The organism is Streptomyces sp. KL116D, assembly GCF_030766975.1.
GTDB lineage: Bacteria > Actinomycetota > Actinomycetes > Streptomycetales > Streptomycetaceae > Streptomyces > Streptomyces longispororuber_A.
The window spans coordinates 1-18,723 of sequence record NZ_JASERH010000102.1 but is presented as its reverse complement, the minus strand read 5'-3'; the positions used below and the strand labels follow the sequence as shown (position 1 = coordinate 18,723).

At 71.1% G+C, this 18,723-nt stretch carries 16 protein-coding genes; 2 read left to right on the top strand and 14 right to left on the bottom strand.

All coding sequences use genetic code 11. The annotated features are described in order from the left end of the window. From RBJ77_RS40190 to RBJ77_RS40180, 3 genes are all read right to left on the bottom strand, one after another. Window positions 1-181, bottom strand: a 181-nt coding sequence (locus RBJ77_RS40190) for a hypothetical protein (RefSeq protein ID WP_372349487.1), incomplete at its 3' end; no start/stop codon positions are given. A 249-nt stretch (window positions 182-430) separates the two neighbouring features. Beyond that, window positions 431-1,228: a TIGR03936 family radical SAM-associated protein gene (locus RBJ77_RS40185; protein WP_255971513.1), complete on the bottom strand. Its 798-nt coding sequence runs from the start codon at window positions 1,226-1,228 to the stop codon at window positions 431-433. Between the two features lie 46 nt (window positions 1,229-1,274). Further along, window positions 1,275-2,438 carry a hypothetical protein gene (locus RBJ77_RS40180; protein WP_372349486.1) on the bottom strand — a complete coding sequence of 388 codons (1,164 nt, stop codon included), beginning with the start codon at window positions 2,436-2,438 and terminating at the stop codon, window positions 1,275-1,277. A 145-nt stretch (window positions 2,439-2,583) separates the two neighbouring features. Here RBJ77_RS40180 and RBJ77_RS40175 point away from each other — a divergent pair, with 145 nt between their 5' ends. Continuing rightward, on the top strand, window positions 2,584-3,168 hold the full coding sequence (locus RBJ77_RS40175) for a TerD family protein (RefSeq protein ID WP_255971517.1): 585 nt from the start codon (window positions 2,584-2,586) through the stop codon (window positions 3,166-3,168). A 71-nt stretch (window positions 3,169-3,239) separates the two neighbouring features. Here RBJ77_RS40175 and RBJ77_RS40170 read toward each other — a convergent pair whose 3' ends face one another. From RBJ77_RS40170 to RBJ77_RS40125, 10 genes are all read right to left on the bottom strand, one after another. After that, on the bottom strand, window positions 3,240-5,195 hold the full coding sequence (locus RBJ77_RS40170) for a TIGR03960 family B12-binding radical SAM protein (protein WP_372349485.1): 1,956 nt from the start codon (window positions 5,193-5,195) through the stop codon (window positions 3,240-3,242). A gap of 41 nt (window positions 5,196-5,236) precedes the next feature. Then, on the bottom strand, window positions 5,237-6,757 hold the full coding sequence (locus RBJ77_RS40165) for a CHAD domain-containing protein (protein WP_372349484.1): 1,521 nt from the start codon (window positions 6,755-6,757) through the stop codon (window positions 5,237-5,239). A gap of 96 nt (window positions 6,758-6,853) precedes the next feature. Next, complete coding sequence (gene rodA / locus RBJ77_RS40160; protein WP_372349483.1) at window positions 6,854-8,056, bottom strand: rod shape-determining protein RodA; 1,203 nt, start codon at window positions 8,054-8,056, stop codon at window positions 6,854-6,856. 6 nt (window positions 8,057-8,062) lie between these two features. After that, window positions 8,063-10,243, bottom strand: a complete 2,181-nt coding sequence (gene mrdA / locus RBJ77_RS40155; protein WP_372349482.1) for a penicillin-binding protein 2 — start codon at window positions 10,241-10,243, stop codon at window positions 8,063-8,065. 86 nt (window positions 10,244-10,329) lie between these two features. Further along, the gene (mreD, locus tag RBJ77_RS40150) at window positions 10,330-11,004 is read right to left on the bottom strand and encodes a rod shape-determining protein MreD (protein WP_255971527.1); all 675 of its coding nucleotides are present in this window, start codon (window positions 11,002-11,004) and stop codon (window positions 10,330-10,332) included. An 18-nt stretch (window positions 11,005-11,022) separates the two neighbouring features. Then, window positions 11,023-11,973, bottom strand: coding sequence for a rod shape-determining protein MreC (gene mreC, locus RBJ77_RS40145; protein ID WP_372349481.1), 951 nt, complete (start codon window positions 11,971-11,973; stop codon window positions 11,023-11,025). A 156-nt stretch (window positions 11,974-12,129) separates the two neighbouring features. After that, window positions 12,130-13,149 (bottom strand): rod shape-determining protein, encoded by a 1,020-nt coding sequence (locus tag RBJ77_RS40140; protein WP_059131610.1) that lies wholly within the window; start codon window positions 13,147-13,149, stop codon window positions 12,130-12,132. Between the two features lie 297 nt (window positions 13,150-13,446). Then, window positions 13,447-13,860 carry a nucleoside-diphosphate kinase gene (gene ndk / locus RBJ77_RS40135; RefSeq protein ID WP_255971538.1) on the bottom strand — a complete coding sequence of 138 codons (414 nt, stop codon included), beginning with the start codon at window positions 13,858-13,860 and terminating at the stop codon, window positions 13,447-13,449. Window positions 13,861-14,500: 640 nt separating this feature from the next. Then, complete coding sequence (locus tag RBJ77_RS40130) at window positions 14,501-14,845, bottom strand: DUF4233 domain-containing protein (RefSeq protein WP_255971540.1); 345 nt, start codon at window positions 14,843-14,845, stop codon at window positions 14,501-14,503. A 5-nt stretch (window positions 14,846-14,850) separates the two neighbouring features. Next, window positions 14,851-16,389: a folylpolyglutamate synthase/dihydrofolate synthase family protein gene (locus RBJ77_RS40125; RefSeq protein ID WP_372349480.1), complete on the bottom strand. Its 1,539-nt coding sequence runs from the start codon at window positions 16,387-16,389 to the stop codon at window positions 14,851-14,853. Window positions 16,390-16,522: 133 nt separating this feature from the next. On the opposite strand from RBJ77_RS40125, the gene RBJ77_RS40120 reads away from it, so the two are divergent. Next, window positions 16,523-17,533 carry a rod shape-determining protein gene (locus RBJ77_RS40120; RefSeq protein ID WP_372349479.1) on the top strand — a complete coding sequence of 337 codons (1,011 nt, stop codon included), beginning with the start codon at window positions 16,523-16,525 and terminating at the stop codon, window positions 17,531-17,533. A gap of 32 nt (window positions 17,534-17,565) precedes the next feature. Here RBJ77_RS40120 and RBJ77_RS40115 read toward each other — a convergent pair whose 3' ends face one another. Next, entirely contained in the window at window positions 17,566-18,678 is a 1,113-nt protein-coding gene (locus RBJ77_RS40115) for a sensor histidine kinase (RefSeq protein ID WP_372349488.1), read from the bottom strand. Between the last annotated feature and the right edge of the window lie 45 nt (window positions 18,679-18,723).

Genomic DNA, 18,723 nt, shown 5'->3' with positions numbered 1-18,723 from the left:
CCTCGGCCTCGACGGCCGGATCGGTCACATCGGCGGCCGGTATGGCCGGCGTGGCCTCCACGGCGGCGTTCGCCACCGGCGGGCCCGCGGGGCGCGACGCGGCCCGGCGCCGACGGCGCGGGGGCAGCGTGTCGCTGGGGCTGTCCAGCTCAGGGGTGGTGGGTTCGGTCGGCTCGGGCATGCGGGTGGATCTCCCGTCAGGCCCCCGGGCGCCGCGCCTGGTCCGTGACCGGTGACGTCTGCGGCTCACGCGCCGTGTGTCGGGCGCGGTGCCGCCGGTCCGGGGCGCGGGCGCCGCACGGGGGCTCTTCTGTCTGTTCTCGCCGGTTCCGGTACGCGATGTACGTACGGCCTGGCGAAAGTCCTTGGGTGGGTGCGCTGCCCGACCCAGGTGGCTCCCGAGTACAAGGGCGGCGCTACGACGACCGCCTTACGCGGAACCTTCCACGGCAGGCACCTTCGCGGCGGCAGATCCTGCGGCCCCCGGGTGGGGAGCGGCCTGGACTGCCTCGCGGTCGGGCGCGAGCGGGTCGGTCACCGTGCCGGTCTCTTCATCGAAAAGCCCCTGCGCCAGCCTGGTCACCGCTGCGGGGACCGGCGGCGCCAGGTCGGCCACGGCGCGAAGACCGGACAGGACGTCGTCGGGTCGAACGGCAGGCGTCACGTGCCGAACAACCAGGCGCAGTATCGCACAGGCCTTGTCGCTGGGCCTATCAGCCGGAACATCGGAGGTGGCTTCCGCCGCTTCCAGGCTGACGACGGCCTCGCGGGCGTCGAACGTCCGCATCCCGTTCTTCGTGCGGCGCTGGACTTCCACGGTCTCGGCGGCGCGGAACGCCTCCGCGGCGCGCGAGGCGTCCTCGACCGTCACTCCGTCGAGCCTCAGCTCCCACACGGAGGCGGTGAGCCGGTCGGCCAGGCCCGAGGTGCGGGCCTCGACGGCCTCGACGATGTCGAGCCCGACGGGCATCGACTCGTCGAGCAGGGCACGGAGCTTCTCGGGGTCGCGCTGCGCGGTGAGCGCGATCTCCAGGTACTCGGCCTCACTGCCGGTGCCGGTGGGTGCGGCATTGGCGTACGACACCTTCGGGTGCGGCGTGAACCCCGCCGAGTACGCCATGGGCACCTCGGCGCGGCGCAGCGCACGCTCGAAGGCGCGCTGGAAGTCACGGTGGCTGGTGAACCGGAGGCGGCCGCGCTTGGTGTAGCGCAGTCGGATGCGCTGCACCGCGGGTGCGGGCGGCGGGCCTACGGGCTGTCGCTTGCCCAGTGTCCTAATCCTTAATGAATGCGGTCTTCGTGAGAGCGGTCGTACTGCTACCTAGAGTACGTGCCTCGGCCGCGCCCGGTTCCCGCTGGCCCCTGACCAGCGGTTCCGGCTGCCGGGGCGAGCCGAACAGGGCGCGCCGCAAGTCGGCGCGGGCCTGCCGGAACGTGTCGCGGGCCGCGGTGAGGGCCTGCCGCGTCGCCCGGGCGACGGGCCGCCACACCTGGTCGCGTACGGCGTGCCCGACCGGGGTGAGCACGGTGCGGTACACCCACAGGACCGGGTCCACGAAGACCCACCGCAGCAGCCGGCCGAGGAACCGGCCGACGGCGAGCGACACGTACCCCGCCACCCGCCACGCGTGCCCCAGGGCCTCCCCGGCCTCCCGGACGAGCACGACGAGCGCCCGGCCCACCGGCACCAGGACCCAGCGCCACACGGCGAGCACCGGCAGCACGACGAGCCACCGGACGAGCGGCGTCAGCACGTGGGCGTACAGCCACACCGCGGGCACGGCGACGAGGACGCGCGCCAGCCAGGCCACCGCGATCCCGACTCCGGTGCACAGCGCGGCGATCGCCCGGCCGACGGGGGTGAGCAGATACGTGTACAGCCACACCGCGGGGACGACGAGCAGCACGCGCAGCAGCCATCCGATCCCGTGCCCCACCGCTTCGAGCCCGGCCCCCAACTGCCGTGCCAGCCACGCGAGTCCATGGCCCACCGGCACGAGGACGTACTGCCACAGCGCCACCCACGGCCACACGAACAGGGCCCGGCCGAGCCAGGCCAGGCCGAGGCCGGCCGCCCCGCCCACAACGGCGAGCGCACGGCCGATCGGGGTGAGCACCCGCGCGTACAGCCACCGGGCCGGGACGACGATCAACACCCGTCCGGCCGGGGCCAGTACGTACCGCCACAGCGCCACGAACGGCCACACCAGCAGCCCGTACAGCAGCCATCCGATCCCCCGGGCCAGCGGCACGAGCACCTTCTCGCTCAGGAGGCGGCCGCCCGCGACGAGGGCGTCCCACACGAGGCGCACCGGCACCACGACGACGAACACCACGATCCGCACCGGCATGCGGATCGCCGCGACCAGACAGCCCTCGGGCGGGGCTGCGGGTGCGGCGGGCGCCACGGGCGCGGGGGACGGCTTCTCCAGGTCCATGCCTTCTCAGACGCCCGCGGCGGCCCGGTGGATGCGGACCGCGCCCAGCTTGTTCCCACGACCCCGGCGTAGCCTGCCTGAACACAAACGTCGTATGTTCGGGCAGTCTGCGCACCGCAGCTCGAAAGAAGGGGGAGATTCACGCATGATCACGCTCACCAAGGAAGACGGCCCGGCGGACCTGGACGGCGTCACGCACCTGTCCATCGGGGTGTCCTGGGACCCCACTTCCGGGAGCAGCGGCGGGGTGCTCGGCTCGCTGCGCCGCAAGCAGGGCACGGACCTCGACCTGATCGCCATCGCGATGGCCGGCGGGGACCCGGTACGGCTGGCGGGCCTGGACTCGCTGGACCCGATGGGCAACGGCTCGCTGGTGCACAGCGGTGACAACCAGACGGGCAAGGGCGAGGGCGACGACGAGACGGTCACCGTCGAGTTCGCCCGGATCCCGGGCAACATCACGTCGATCGTGTTCATCGCCGCGGCGTACAAGAAGGGCAGCTCGTTCCAGAAGGCCCGGAACATCAGCTTCAAGGTGTACGACGCCACGGGCGGCAGCAGCCAGCAGGTCGCCGACATCTGGCCGAGCCTGCTCAGCGCCGACAACGGCTGCGCGGTGGCGAAGGCCATGCGGGTGGGCTCCAGCTGGAAGCTCGAGGTCATCAACACGCCGGGCAAGATCAAGCAGGGCGACGAACACGCCCTGATGCGCTTCGCCGCGAGCAAGTAGCCGCGCGGCGGGACACGAAAGGGGCGGCCGGTCGTTCTCGACCGGCCGCCCCTTCTCGCTGTGCGCGTGCGCTACTTGACGACCGTCAGCGGCAGCAGCTTCTTGCCCGTCGGGCCGATCTGGATGTTCGTGTCCATCGCCGGGCAGACGCCGCAGTCGAAGCACGGCGTCCAGCGGCAGTCCTCGACCTCGGTCTCGTCGAGCGAGTCCTGCCAGTCCTCCCAGAGCCAGTCCTTGTCGAGACCGGAGTCCAGGTGGTCCCAGGGCAGGACCTCCTCGTACGTGCGCTCACGCGTCGTGTACCAGTCGACGTCCACGCCGTGGGCGGGCAGCGTCTTGGCGGCGCACTCCATCCAGCGGTCGTAGCTGAAGTGCTCGCGCCAGCCGTCGAAGCGGCCGCCGTCCTCGTAGACGGCGCGGATGACGTCGCCGATGCGGCGGTCACCGCGGGAGAGCAGGCCCTCGACGATGCCGGGCTTGCCGTCGTGGTAGCGGAAGCCGATGGAGCGGCCGTACTTCTTGTCGCCGCGGATCTTGTCGCGCAGCTTGGTCAGGCGCGCGTCCGTCTCCTCGGCGCTCAGCTGCGGCGCCCACTGGAACGGGGTGTGCGGCTTCGGGACGAAGCCACCGATGGAGACCGTGCAGCGGATGTCGTTCGACCCGGAGACCTCGCGGCCCTTCTGGATCACGTTCATCGCCATGTCGGCGATCTGCAGGACGTCGTCGTCCGTCTCGGTCGGCAGGCCGCACATGAAGTACAGCTTCACCTGACGCCAGCCGTTGCCGTACGCGGTGGCGACGGTCCGGATCAGATCCTCTTCGCTGACCATCTTGTTGATGACCTTGCGCATGCGCTCACTGCCGCCCTCGGGGGCGAAGGTGAGGCCGGAGCGGCGGCCGTTGCGGGTCAGCTCGTTGGCGAGGTCGACGTTGAAGGCGTCCACGCGGGTCGACGGGAGGGACAGACCGATCTTGTCCTCCTCGTAGCGGTCGGCCAGCCCCTTCGCGATCTCACCGATCTCGGTGTGGTCGGCGCTCGACAGGGACAGCAGACCGACCTCCTCGAAGCCGGTCGCCTTGAGGCCCTTCTCCACCATCTCGCCGATGCCGGTGATGCTTCGCTCCCGCACGGGGCGCGTGATCATGCCGGCCTGGCAGAAGCGGCAGCCGCGGGTGCAGCCGCGGAAGATCTCCACGGACATCCGCTCGTGGACGGTCTCCGCGAGCGGCACCAGGGGCTGCTTCGGGTACGGCCACTCGTCGAGGTCCATGACGGTGTGCTTGGAGACGCGCCACGGCACGCCCGACTTGTTCGGCACGACGCGGCCGATGCGGCCGTCGGGCAGGTACTCGACGTCGTAGAAGCCCGGGACGTAGATGTTCCCGGTCCTCGCGAGGCGGAAGAGGACCTCCTCGCGTCCGCCGGGACGGCCCTCGGCCTTCCACGCGCGGATGATCTCGGTCATGTCGAGCACGGCCTGCTCGCCGTCACCGATCACCGCGGCGTCGATGAAGTCCGCGATCGGCTCCGGGTTGAAGGCCGCGTGGCCGCCCGCGAGGACGATCGGGTCGTCGACCGTGCGGTTCTTGGACTCCAGCGGGATCCCGGCCAGGTCCAGCGCGGTCAGCATGTTCGTGTAGCCGAGCTCGGTGGAGAAGCTCAGCCCGAAGACGTCGAAGGCCTTCACCGGACGGTGCGAGTCGACCGTGAACTGCGGGACCCGGTGCTCGCGCATCAGCGCTTCGAGGTCGGGCCAGACGCTGTACGTGCGCTCGGCGAGGACGCCCTCGCGCTCGTTCAGCACCTCGTAGAGGATCATGACGCCCTGGTTGGGCAGGCCGACCTCGTAGGCGTCGGGGTACATGAGCGCCCAGCGCACGTCGCAGGACTCCCACGGCTTGACCGTGGAGTTGAGCTCTCCGCCGACGTACTGGATCGGCTTCTGCACATGCGGGAGCAGCGCTTCGAGCTGCGGAAACACAGACTCGACCGCTTGGGACGCCGCGGCGGCGGCTTCGGCAGGCATAACCGTGGACCTTTGTGAGCTGACAGGGGTGACCCTCAAGCCTAACCCGCCGAAAGCTCCGGTTCCGCCGCGCTTTCCCAGACTCCCGGCAGCTCCCGCTCCCGGTCCGCCGCGGCCGCCTGTTCCTGCCCGTACAGCAGGCCCCAGGTGAACGCGGTCTCGCCCGCCGCGTGCGCCTGGATCGCGAGGTCCCGCAGGACCTCGCGGGCGACGACGGAGTCCTGGTGGTCACCGAGCACGCTCTGGACGGCCTTCATCCGCTTGGCGAAATTCTTGGCCTGCTTGCCCAGGGCGGGGACGGCCGCCTCCCCGGCGTACCGGGCGCGCTTGGCGGTCTTGCGGGCCTCGTGCAGGGCGAGGTCGCGGTCGGGGCCCGGGGGCAGGGACAGGGCGTGCTCGACCCGGGCGGCGAGGCGGGCGTGGTCCTTGAGGGCGGCCTTGGTGAGCACGTCGGCGGCGGGGCGGTCGGCGGCCGCCTTGAGGGGCGGGTCGGCGAGCAGCGCGTCGAGGCCGTCGAGCAGGGCCAGGTACCGCTTGCCGTCGAGCACGGCGACCGTGTGCCGGCGCGAGCCCTGCCGCGTGGCCACCGCCCAGATCCGCAGCCGGCCGCGGACGGGCCCGAGCAGCAGGGTGCGGGGCAGTTCCTCGATGCGTCCGGTGAGCCGCTCGGTCATCACTTCGCGGTCCCGGTCGACGCCCAGCTCCCCGGCGAGCCACTTCAGCTCCTCGCCGACCGGTCCGGTGACGGCCGGGTCGAGCACCTTCTTGTACGTCTTGAACGCGCTGCGCATCCGCCGCGTGGCCACCCGCATCTGGTGCACGGAGTCCGGCAGGTCGCGGCGGACGGCCGGGTCGAGCTCGACCAGGAGGTCGCGCTGGGCCCTGAGGTGGGCGAGGACGTGGTCGCCCGCGGTGACGGGGTCCGCCGGGCCCGCGGGCTTCTTCGCGCGCCGGCCCGACCCGGTCGCGTCCAGGGCGCGCGCCAGCTTCGACGCGGAGCCCGACCGCTCGATGCCGGCCTTGCGGAGCCGCTTCTCGACCTTGCCGAGGAACTCCGGGTCGCCGCCGTCCGCCAGCTCGACCTCGATCTCGGTCCAGGCGACGGGCTGCGCCCCGTCGGCCCGCTCGGCGCGGACGGCGTCCACGCTCACCTCGGCGAGCAGCGCGCCGTCGGCGCCGGTCAGATGGGAGACGTCGCGCGAGGACAGGAGCCGTACGACGGGGACGAGTTCGGCCGCGCGGACCCGGGAGCGGGTGAGTCCGGCGAGGGTGCGTGGCACGTCGGGCGAGAGCGGGGCCCGCACCTCGTCCCTGACGCCCTCGGCGAGGGCGACGGGCAGCTTCAGGTGCCAGCCCGCGTCGTCGCCGCCGGTGCGCCGCCGCAGGGTGATCCCGTCGGCGGCGAGGCGCTGGTCGTCGGTGTCGTAGTACACGGCGTCGAGTTCCATGACGCCTTTGTCGATGACGTCCGAGACTCCCGGGACCTTGCGCAGGTCGGGCAGCCGGAAGGGCTCGGCAGGGGCGTCGTACTTCCGCTCGATCTCGCGCTTGGTCTCCGCCATAGCCTGAATCTAGACGCCACCAGGACTGCCGCCAAGGCCACGGGCTCCGCCCCGGACCCCGCTGCCCGGTCGCCGCAGGGGCTGGGCTTGATTCGCCTACGCGGACATGGGGCGCTGCACCCGGATGGACTGCAACAGCCCCACCGCCACCCACACGGCGAACATCGACGACCCTCCGTAGGAGACGAAGGGGAGGGGCAGGCCGGCGACCGGCATGATGCCGAGCGTCATCCCGATGTTCTCGAACGCCTGGAACGCGAACCAGGCGATGATCCCGGCGGCGACGATCGTGCCGTACAGCTCCGTCGTCTCGCGCGCGATCCGGCAGGCCCGCCACAGCAGGATGCCGAGGAGCAGCACGATCGCGCCCGCGCCCACGAAGCCCAGCTCCTCGCCGGCCACCGTGAACACGAAGTCGGTCTGCTGCTCGGGCACGAACTGTCCGGTGGTCTGCGAGCCGTGGAAGAGTCCGGAGCCGGTCAGGCCGCCCGAGCCGATCGCGATGCGCGCCTGGTTGGTGTTGTAGCCGACGCCCGCCGGGTCGAGCGCGGGGTTGGCGAACGCCGCGAACCGGGCGATCTGGTAGTCGTCGAGGACGCCCAGCTGCCACACGGCGACCGCGCCCGCCGCGCCGACGCCGATGAGTCCGAGCACCCACCGGTTGGACGCGCCCGACGAGAGCAGCACGCCGAGCACGATCATCACCATGACCATGACGGACCCGAGGTCCGGCATCAGCATGACGACCATCATCGGGACGGCGGCGAGGCCGAGCGCCTGCAGGACGGTCCGGTGGTCGGGGAACTCCCGGTCACCGGCGTCGACCCGCGCCGCGAGCAGCATCGCCATGCCCAGGATGATCGTGATCTTCACGAACTCGGAGGGCTGCAGCGAGAAGCCGCCGCCGATGATGATCCAGGCGTGCGCGCCGTTCACGGTGGCGCCGAGCGGGGTGAGGACGAGCAGCACCAGGAAGACGGAGATGCCGTAGAGGATCGGGACGGCCGTCCGCAGCGTGCGGTGCCCGAGCCAGATCGTGCCGATCATCAGCGCGAACCCGATGCCGGTGTTCAGCAGGTGCCGGAACAGGAAGTAGTACGGGTCGCCCTGGTTGAGCTCGGTCCGGTTGCGGGTCGCCGAGTAGACGAGCGCCGCGCCGATCATCGACAGGGCGACCGCCGACAGCAGTATCGGCCAGTCGAGCCGGCGCACCACCGAGTCGCGGGCCATGAGCCGGGACATGGTGGAGCGCTGCTGGGGCCCGTACCCGGAGACGGAGAAGCCATTGGTGCCGGCCATCGTCGGTCAGTCCCTCCTGGTGAACGTGGAGGTGGGCAGCCCGGCCGCCAACTCCTGCTGTGCGGGCGGCTCTTCCTTGTTCGGCTCGTACGGCTTGATCTTCGGGGAGTCGATCGAACCGTCCGACTCGATCTTCGGCAGCGCCTTCTGCGGCTCGGGCAGCAGTGCCTTCTTCAGGTCCTGCTTGCCGCTGCTGTCGAGGCCGTAGATGGCGTCGTAGATCTTGCGGACCGCCGGTCCCGACGCGCCGGAACCCGTACCACCCTGGGAGATCGTCATGACGATCGAGTAGTCCTTGGTGTACGTCGCGAACCAGGACGTCGTCTGCTTGCCGTAGACCTCCGCCGTACCGGTCTTGGCGTGCATCGGGATCTTGTCCTGGGGCCAGCCGCCGAAGCGCCAGGCCGCCGTACCGCGGGTCGCCACTCCCGCCAGTGCTCCGTCTATCTCGTCGCGCGTCTTGGCGGTCATCGGGAGCTTGCCGTTCACCTTCGGCTCGATCTCCTGGACCTGCTTGCCGTCGGCGCTGACGATGGCCTTGCCGACCTCGGGGGCGTGCAGCGTGCCGCCGTTGGAGATCGCCGCGTAGATGGACGCCATCTGGATGGGGGTGACGAGGGTGTCGCCCTGGCCGATGGAGTAGTTGACCGCGTCACCGGCGCGCATCAGGTTGCCTTCGAGGCAGTTCTCGTAGCTGAGCCGCTGGACGTAGTCGCCGTCCTTCTTGCCGGCCTTGCACCAGGCGTCCTTGTTGGCCTTCCAGAACCGCTGCTTCCACTGGCGGTCGGGGATCCGGCCGGTGACCTCGTTGGGGAGGTCGATGCCGGTCTCCTTGCCGAGGCCGAACTGCTTGGCGGTCTTGTAGAACCAGTCCTGGGTGTCCTTGTGGCCCTTGAGGCCGCCGTCCTTCTTCCACTCCTCGTGGGCGAGGCGGTAGAAGACGGTGTCGCAGGAGACCTCCAGGGCGCGGCCGAGCGAGATCGGCCCGTAGCCCTTGGACTCGAAGTTCTTGAAGACCTGGCTGCCGATCGAGTACGAGCTGGAGCAGTCGTAGTTGCCGTTGAAGGGGTAGCCCGCGTTGACCGCGGCCGTCGTCGGGACGACCTTGAAGATCGAGCCGGGGGCCGCCTGGCCCTGGATGGCGCGGTTGAGCAGCGGGTAGTTGGAGTTCTTGCCGGTGAGCTTGGCGTAGTCCTTGCCGGAGATGCCGCCGACCCAGGCGTTCGGGTCGTACGACGGGTTGGACGCCATGGCGACGACGCGGCCGGTCTTGGCCTCCATGACGACGACGGCGCCGGAGTCGGCCTTGTAGTTCTCGTTGGTGTTCTTGTCGAACTCGTGGCGGGCGGCCTTCATCGCCTCGTTGAGCTCGTACTCGGCGACGGACTGGACGCGTGCGTCTATCGACGTGACGACGTTCGCCCCGGGCTCGGCCTTGTCGCTCTTGGCGCGGCCGATGACCCGGCCGAGGTTGTCGACCTCGTAGCGGGTGACGCCGGCCTTGCCGCGCAGCTGCTGGTCGTAGGTGCGCTCCAGGCCGCTGCGGCCGACCTGGTCGGAGCGCAGGTAGGGCGACTCGGTGTCCTTGGCCTTCTCGATCTCCGCGTCGGTGACCGGGGAGAGGTAGCCGAGGACCTGCGCGGTGTTGGAGTTGCCGGGGCCCGCGTAGCGGCGGACGGCGGTGGGTTCGGCGGTGATGCCGGGGAAGTCCTCGCCGCGCTCGCGGATCTGCAGCGCCTGCTTGGGGGTGGCCTCGTCGGTGATCGGGATGGGCTGGTACGGCGAGCCGTTCCAGCAGGGCTGCGGCGTCTTGGCGTCGCACAGCCGGACCTTCTCCTCGACCTCCTTGGCCGGCATCCCGAGGACGTCGGCGAGCTTGGTGAGGACGCCCTTGCCGTCGTCCTCCATCTTCATCAGGTCGGTGCGGGAGGCGGAGACCACGAGCCGGGTCTCGTTGTCCGCGATGGGCACGCCGCGGGCGTCGAGGATCGAGCCGCGCACGGCGGGGGTGACGACCTGCTGCACGTGGTTGCCCGAGGCCTCCTTGGCGTACTCGTCGCCGTTGCGGATCTGGAGGTACCAGAGCCGGCCGCCGAGCGTGAGCAGCAGGGAGAGGACGAGGATCTGGAGGACGATGAGGCGGATCTGGACCCGTGGGGTCCGGCCGGTCTCGGGGATGTTGGTCACGGTGCTGTACTCCCCCTCTCAGTACGTGAACGAGTACGGGTACGCGTACTTGTACACGCCGAAGCTGTGCGTCAACTGCCGTGTGCTCACAGGCGCTTGACCCCCTTGATCCGCCCCGCGCGGGCGGTGCGGGCCTTGATCGACTTCATCCGCAGTCCGCTGCGCTGGTTGCCGATGCGCAGGCCCGTGCCGGCGGAGAGCCAGCCGGCGGAGACGTCGGTGGCCTTGGCCGAGCCGCCGGAGCTGTCGGCCAGCGGATCGTTCTCGGCGCGTCTGGCGAGGGCCATCACGCCGGGCACGACGAACGGCGCGAGCAGCAGGTCGTAGAGCGCGGCGGTGAACAGGAGGCTGCCGAGGCCCACGTGGCGGGCGGCGGTGTCGCCGACGAGCGCGCCCACGCCGGCGTACAGCAGGGTCGTGCCGACGGCGGCGGCGACGACCACGAGCATCGGTCCCGCGGCGGAGCGCAGCTGCCCGTTGTCGGGCTTGGCGAGTCCGGCCAGGTAGCCGATGACGCACAGGACCAGCGCGTAGCGCCCGGCGGCGTGGTCGGCGGGCGGGGCGAGGTCGGCGAGCAGGCCCGCGCCGAAGCCGATGAGGGCGCCGCCCACGTGGCCGTAGACCAGGGCCAGGCCGAGGACGGTCAGCAGCAGCAGGTCCGGTACGGCGCCGGGGAGCTGGAGCCTCGCGAGGACGCAGACCTGGATGACCAGGGCGACGACGACGAGGGTGGTGGAGAGCAGCATTCGGTTGAAGCGCATGGTTTCTTGCTCCTCCTGCTACTGCTCGTAGCCGTTGTCGGCACCGCCGCCGGCGGGCGCGGACGGCGTGGCGGTGACCGTCACGGTCGGCGCGGGCTTCGGCTTGGCGGGCTTGGCCGGCAGGACCTCGTCGCGCGGGTCGGTGCGCGGGGCCTGGACGACGACGCCGACGATGTCCAGCTTGGTGAAGCCGACGTACGGCTCGACGTAGATGGTGCGGGTCAGGTCGCCGCCGGACGGGTCGACGCGGACGACCTTGCCGACCGGGACGCCGGGTACGAACGGCTTGTCGGCCTGCGAGCCGAACGTGACGAGCCGGTCGCCCTTCTTGACCTTCGCCTTGCCGTTGAGCAGCTGGACGCGCAGCGGCCGGTCGCCCTGGCCGGAGGCGAAGCCGAGCTCGTCGGTCTTCTCCATGCGGGTGCCGACGGTGAAGTCGGGGTCGTTGGCGAGCAGGACCGTCGCGGTGTTCGGGCCGACGGTCGTGACGCGGCCGACGAGCCCCTGCCCGTTCAGGACGGTCATGTCGCGCTTGAGACCGTCGCTGGCCCCGGCGTCGATGGTGACGGTCCAGGAGAAGCCCTGGGCGGACCCTATGGCGATGACCTGGGCGCCCTTGATGCCGTACTGGCCGGCGCCCGCCGTCTTCAGCATGGTGTCGAGCTGGCGGATCTTGCTCTGGTTGCGGTCGTCACTGCCGAGCTTGGCCTTCAGCGCGGCGTTCTCCCGCTCCAGCTGGCCGATGCGGTCGTGCCGCTTGCCGGAGTCGCGGACCGCGCTTATGGCGTTGCCGATCGGGTCGACGGCGCCCGAGACGCCGTCCTCCACCGGGCCGAAGACCGTCGCGGCGGCCTGTCGGGCACCGTCGACCGGCGAGTCCTCGCCGCCGCGGATGTCCACCGTGATCAGTGCGAACGCGATGGCGATCAGCAGCACCAGGAGCAGCCGGCTCTCTCGTGTGTCCCTCACGTGCGGCGGCCGTGCCTTCCTCAATCGTTACTGCGGAGCTTCGTGTGGAGCTTGGTGCAGAGCTGGGTACGGAGGATTTCTCGTGCTGTGCCTCTATATCAACGATCCGCCGCACGAAGTGGCAGGCACTCGTACGGCGGACGTTCTCGCGTCATCTCATCTGCGCGGCTGGGCGTCCAGCACCTGCTGGAGCGCCTCGAACTCCTCGACGCACTTGCCGGAGCCGAGCGCCACGGAGTCCAGCGGGTCCTCCGCGATGTGGATCGGCATGCCCGTCTCGCGGCGCAGCCGCTCGTCGAGGCCGCGCAGCAGCGCACCGCCGCCGGTGAGCACGATGCCGCGGTCCATCACGTCACCGGAGAGCTCGGGCGGGCACTTGTCGAGGGTGGTCTTGACGGCGTCGACGATCGCGTTGACCGGTTCCTCGATCGCCTTGCGGACTTCGGCCGCCGAGATGACGACGGTCTTCGGGAGACCGGACACCAGGTCCCGGCCTCGGATCTCGGTGTGCTCGTCGGAGTCGAGGTCGTACGCGGAGCCGATCGTGATCTTGATCTGTTCTGCGGTCCGCTCACCAAGAAGCAGCGAGTACTCCTTCTTGATGTGCTGAATGATCGCGTTGTCCAGCTCGTCGCCCGCGACGCGGATGGACTGCGCCGTGACGATTCCGCCGAGCGAGATCACCGCGACCTCGGTGGTGCCGCCGCCGATGTCGACCACCATGTTTCCGGTGGCCTCGTGGACCGGGAGGCCGGAACCGATGGCCGCGGCCATGGGCTCCTCGATGATGTGCACCTGGCGGGCACCGGCCTGCGAGGAGGCCTCGATGACCGCGCGGCGCTCGACTCCCGTGATGCCGGACGGCACGCACACCACCACACGAGGCCGAGCGAGGTAGCGCCGCTTGTGGATCTTCAGGATGAAGTAGCGGAGCATGCGCTCGGTGATCTCGAAGTCGGCGATCACGCCGTCCTTCAGGGGACGCACGGCAACGATGTTGCCGGGGGTCCGCCCGATCATCTTCTTGGCTTCGGCACCGACCGCGAGAATGCCACCGGTGTTGGTGTTGATCGCGACCACGGACGGCTCGTTGAGTACGATCCCGCGACCCCTGACGTACACCAGCGTGTTGGCGGTCCCGAGGTCGACAGCCATGTCACGGCCGATGAACGACATTGAGTTCCCCATCAGGATTCGTCTGGCCTTCCCAAGTGGAGCGTCTGATTGCTTGTCAGGTAGGCGAGAGGTGGACGCGTGTGGCGTGGAGGCTTCCCATCGTAGTCTCGCCTGCACGATCACGGCGCGAGGGTCTTCGCCATTGTCAGCAGATGAATCCCCGCCCCGCTAATGGGGACGTGCCGACGGAGGGTCCCGTTCCCCCAATCGGGGCGCATATGCCAAAGAGCGGCCCCATTTCTCGGGCCGCCCCTGGTCGGTCGCCGTCCGTGACTGACGTGGCGTCAGAAAAGAAAGTCAGGCCAGGCCGGGGAAGAAGATCTTCAGCTCGCGCTCGGCCGACTCCTCGGAGTCCGAGGCGTGGATCAGGTTCTCGCGGACGATGACGCCGAAGTCGCCGCGGATGCTGCCGGGGGCGGCGGCGATCGGGTCGGTCGGGCCGGCGAGCTGGCGGACGCCCTCGATGACGCGCTCGCCCTCGACGACCAGGGCGACGACCGGGCCGGACGACATGAACGCCACCAGCGGCTCGTAGAACGGCTTGCCCTGGTGCTCGCCGTAGTGCTGCTCCAGCGTCTCCTGGCTCAGGCCGCGCAGTTCGAGCGCGCTGATCGTCCAGCCGGCCTTGCGCTCGATGCGGCCGATGATCTCGCCGATCAGGCCGCGGCGGACGGCGTCGGGCTTGAGCAGGACGAGCGTGCGCTGGGTCATTTTGGCTGGACTCCTTGTGCGGCCTAGGTGTGCGGGTCCCTGAGGTTACAGGGGGTCACCGGGGCCACTCGCCGTAGGGGCGAGGTTCTGGGGGTCTGCGCAGTTCCCCGCGCCCCTGAAAGACCGACTGCGTCTGCCGAGCGGGGCGTTCGTCGCGAGGTGCGGGCCGGTGGGGCTTCTCGCGCAGTTCCCCGCGCCCCTGAAAGGCCGACTGCGTCTGCCGAGCGGGGCCTTCGTCGCGGACTGCGGGTGCATCGTGGCTGGTCGCGCAGTTCCCCGCGCCCCCGAGAGGCACGCCCTTCGGGCGGCCTCTCCCCGACGGGGGAAGGCTGCGCGTCAGCGCACGCCTTCAGGGGCGCGGGGAACTGCGCGAGCAACCACGACGAGACCCGAGCTCGGAGAACCGGCCGCCACCCGGCACACACCCAGGGGCGCGGGGAACTGCGCGAGCAACCACGACGAGACCCGCGGACGAAGAACCAGCCGCCACACGGCACACACCCAGGGGCGCGGGGAACTGCGCGAGCGGCCACGACGAGAGCCGCAGTCGGAGAGCCGGCCGCCACACGGCAGACGCTCAGGGGTGTGGGGGACTGCGTGAGGCGCCCCACCGGCCCGCAGCCGGCAAACGCGCCCACCCTCAGGCGGCGCTCGACCCCTGCTCCGCCCAGCGGGCCTTCGCCTCGTCGACCTTGCGCCCGAAGTGCACCGAGGCCCACCACAGCGCCGCGAAGCACGCCCCCAGGAAGAACATGAGCGGCACGAAGAACCCGCTCACGACGAGCGCACCCTGCAGCGCCCAGCCCAGCTGGACCCCGCCCGGCCGCGTCACCATCCCGCACAGCAGCACACTCAGCAGCATCGCGATGCCGCACACCGTCCACACCACACCGCTCGACAGGTCGGGGTCCTTCATCGCCACGAGACCGGCGAAGCCGATGATGAAGAACTCCCCGATCAGGGTCGAGGAACACAACGTACGCACAGCGATCAGCCCTTCCCCAGCAACAGCCTGGCCTCGCCGACCGTGATCACGGATCCGGTGACGAGCACACCCCCGCCCGCGAACTCGCCCTCTTCCTCGGCGAGCGTGATCGCGGCCTCCAGCGCGTCGTCGAGCCGCGGCTCGACCTGCACCCGGTCCTCGCCGAAGACCTCGACGGCGATGCCCGCCAGCTCGTCGGCGTCCATGGCGCGGTGGCTGGAGTTCTGCGTGACGACGACCTCGGCGAAGATCGGCTCGAAGGCCTCCAGCACCCCCCGCACGTTCTTGTCGGCGCTCGCGCCGACGACGCCGATGAGCCGGCTGAAGTCGAAGACCTCGCTGATCGCCTCGGCGGTGACCCGGGCACCCGCCGGGTTGTGCGCGGCGTCCAGGACGACGGTGGGCGACCGGCGGATCACTTCGAGGCGGCCGGGCGAGGTGGCCGCGGCGAACGCCTTGCGGACCGTGTCGATGTCGAGCGGCTCCACCCGCTCCGCGCCGACGCCGAAGAACGCCTCGACCGCGGCGAGCGCCACCGCCGCGTTGTGCGCCTGGTGCGCGCCGTGCAGCGGGAGGAAGACCTCCTCGTACTCACCGCCCAGGCCGCGCAGCGTCATGAGCTGGCCGCCGACGGCGACCTGGCGCGAGACGACGCCGAACTCCAGGCCCTCGCGGGCCACGGTCGCGTCCGTCTCGACGGCCTTCTTCAGGATCACCTGCGCCGCGTCGACCGGCTGCTGCGCCATGATCACCGTGGCGCCCTGCTTGATGATCCCGGACTTCTCGCCCGCGATCTCGCCGGGCGTGGAACCGAGCCGGTCGGTGTGGTCGAGGTCGATGGGGGTGATGACCGCGACCGACCCGTCGATCACGTTCGTCGCGTCCCAGCTGCCGCCCATGCCGACCTCGACGACCGCCACGTCGACCGGGGCGTCGGCGAAGGCCGCGTACGCCATGCCGGTCAGCACCTCGAAGAACGAGAGCCGGAACTCCTGCTGGGCGTCGACCATCTCGACGTACGGCTTGATGTCGTTGTACGTCTCGACGAAACGCTCGTGCTCGATCGGCGCGCCGTCCAGACTGATGCGCTCGGTGATCGACTGGACGTGCGGCGACGTGTACCGCCCGGTGCGCAGCTCGAAGGCGCCGAGGAGCGCCTCGATCATGCGGGCCGTGGACGTCTTCCCGTTCGTCCCCGTGATGTGGATCGAGGGGTACGCCTTCTGCGGCTCGCCCAGGACGTCCATCAGGGCCGCGATGCGGGCGACGGACGGCTCCAGCTTCGTCTCGCCCCAGCGCGTGGCGAGGTCGGCCTCCACCTCGCGCAGCGCCTTCACCACCTCCGGGTCCTGCGGGCGCGCCGGGATGCCGTCGCCCTGCGGCGCCCCGCCCTGCGTGCGCAGGGTGCGGCTGCCCGCCTCGATCACCGCGAGGTCGGGATCGCGGGTCGTCTCGGCACCCACGATCTCCTCGAAGGCGTCTGCGCCGTCGTCGTCGAAGGGGGCGTGGTCGTCGCTGCTGTCGCGCGGGGGGAGGTCACTCACGTACGCCAGTCTACGGAGCCGCACCGACAGCGGCGCGGACACCACCCGCCGGGCCGGTTCAGGACCTTGGACCCGTCCGTTTCGGGACCTTGGGCCCCCCGGATCACAGCATCGCCCTGCAAACTTGGCGATCATGGACATAGGCATCGATCTCGGCACCGCCAACACCCTTCTCTACGTGCGCGGTCAGGGCATCGTGCTGAACGAGCCGTCGGTCGTGGCCGTCAAGGAGGGCGGCCGGGGCGGCGTGCTCGCCGTGGGCAGCGAGGCGAAGGAGACCATCGGGCGGACCCCGGGGTCGATCACCGCGATCCGGCCGCTGCGCGACGGCGTCATCAGCGACTACGAGGCGGCCGAGGAGATGATCCGGCACTTCGTGCGCAAGGCCGTGCCGGGCCGGCGGCCCCGCACCCGGATGGTCGTCTGCGTGCCCAGCGGCGTCACCCCGGTCGAGCGGCGCGCCATCGTGCACGCCGCCCAGCGGTCCGGGGCCCGGGCCGTGCACCTGATCGAGGAGCCGATGGCGGCGGCGATCGGGGCGGGGCTCCCGGTGGCGGAGCCGCGCGGGTCGATGGTCGTGGACATCGGCGGCGGCACGAGCGAGGTGGCCGTCATCTCGCTGGGCGGCGTCGTCACGTCGCAGTCGCTGCGGGTGGGCGGCGACCGGCTCGACGAGGCGATCACCGACTTCGTGCGCAAGGAGCACGGGCTGCTGATCGGGGAGCGGACCGCCGAGCACGTGAAGGTCGCGATCGGGTCCGCGTGGCCCGTGCCGGGCGAGGACGCCTTCGAGATGCGGTCGTTCACCGTGCGGGGCCGGGAGAAGGTCGCGGGGCTGCCGAAGACCGTCGAGCTGACGGTGCGCGAGGTGCGGGCCGCCCTCGACGAGCCGGTCGAGGCGATCATCTCGGCGGTGCGGGCGACGCTGGAGGAGTGCCCGCCGGAACTGTCGGGCGACGTCATGGAGCACGGGATCGTGCTGACCGGTGGCGGCGCGCTGCTGCCGGGCCTCGACCTGCGGATGGCGTCCGCCACCGGGATCCCGGTGTTCGTCGCGGACGATCCGCTGGACAGCGTCGCGCTCGGCTGCGGGAAGTGCGTGGACGAGTTCGACGACCTGCAGCGGATGCTGACCGCCGCGTAGTCCGCTCACCGAGGGCCCGCGAGGGTCCCGGTTCACCTGCCGCCGGACCTCGGCAGTTCCGCCTCCACCTCGTACGTGCCGTCCCGCTCGCCCGCCCGGAACGTGCCGCCCATCGCGTGCACCCGCTCCGCCATCCCCGCCGTGCCGGTCCCCGCGGAGACCGGGGCGAGGGCGGGGGCGGTGTCCGGGAGGGGGTTGGAGACCGTGACGCGGAGGCGGTCCGCGGTCAGCCCGACCGTGACCTCGACCGGCTGCCCGGGGGCGTGCTTGGCCGCGTTCGTCAGGCACTCCTGGACGACGCGGTAGACGGCGGCCTGGCGCAGCGGGGACTGGTCGTGGGCGGCGGCGTCGACGTGCACCCGCACCTCGTTGCCCGCGCCGCCGCTCTCCCGCGCGAGCCGGGGCAGGGCCGCCAGGCCGGGGGTCGGGGCGCCGCCTCCGCTGCCGCGGCGCACGACGATCTCGTTCAGCAGCAGGTGCGCCCGGCGGGCCGTCTCCGACAGCTCGTCGAAGTCCCGCTCCCAGGGCTCGCCGCGGGCCCGCCGCGACAGCACCTCCGCGCGCACCGCGAGCATGGTCAGCTCGCGGCCCACGAAGTCGTGCACGTCCCCCGCGACGCTGCTGCGCTCCTCCTGCACGGCCTGGAGCAGCGCGGTCTCGGTGCGCTGGCGCTCCAGCGCCTGGACGAGGTCGCGCCGGTTCGCGGCGATACCGACGCCGGTGGCGAGCACGCCGACCGGCACCACCAGGCCGAGGAACTGGCTGACCGTCTCGCCGCGGTGGGCCGGCCAGTCCGGCAGCGCGTACGAGACGCCGCACACCACGAGGTAGCCGGCGCACGCCAGGACACCCGCCGTACGGCTCCGGTAGCGAGCCACGGAGTACAGCGCGAACTGGATCAGGGTCAGCTCGTGCAGCCAGCCCAGGAACACGAGGGCGACCGCGTACGGGAGCCAGGGGCCCCACGGCACCCGGCGGCGCACCAGCAGCGTCGCGGCGCCGAGGGCGAGGACGATCGTGGCCATCGTGCCGTTGAGGGAGTTGTCCGCCCTGGCCAGGCCCGGGATGTCCAGGCTCATCAGGGCGAAGCAGCCGCCGGCGGTGGCCAGGTCGACGGCGTGCGGGGTGCCGCGCCAGCGCTCCAGCCGCGGCCACCAGCGCTCCGGCCGCGGCCACCAGCGGCCCGGACG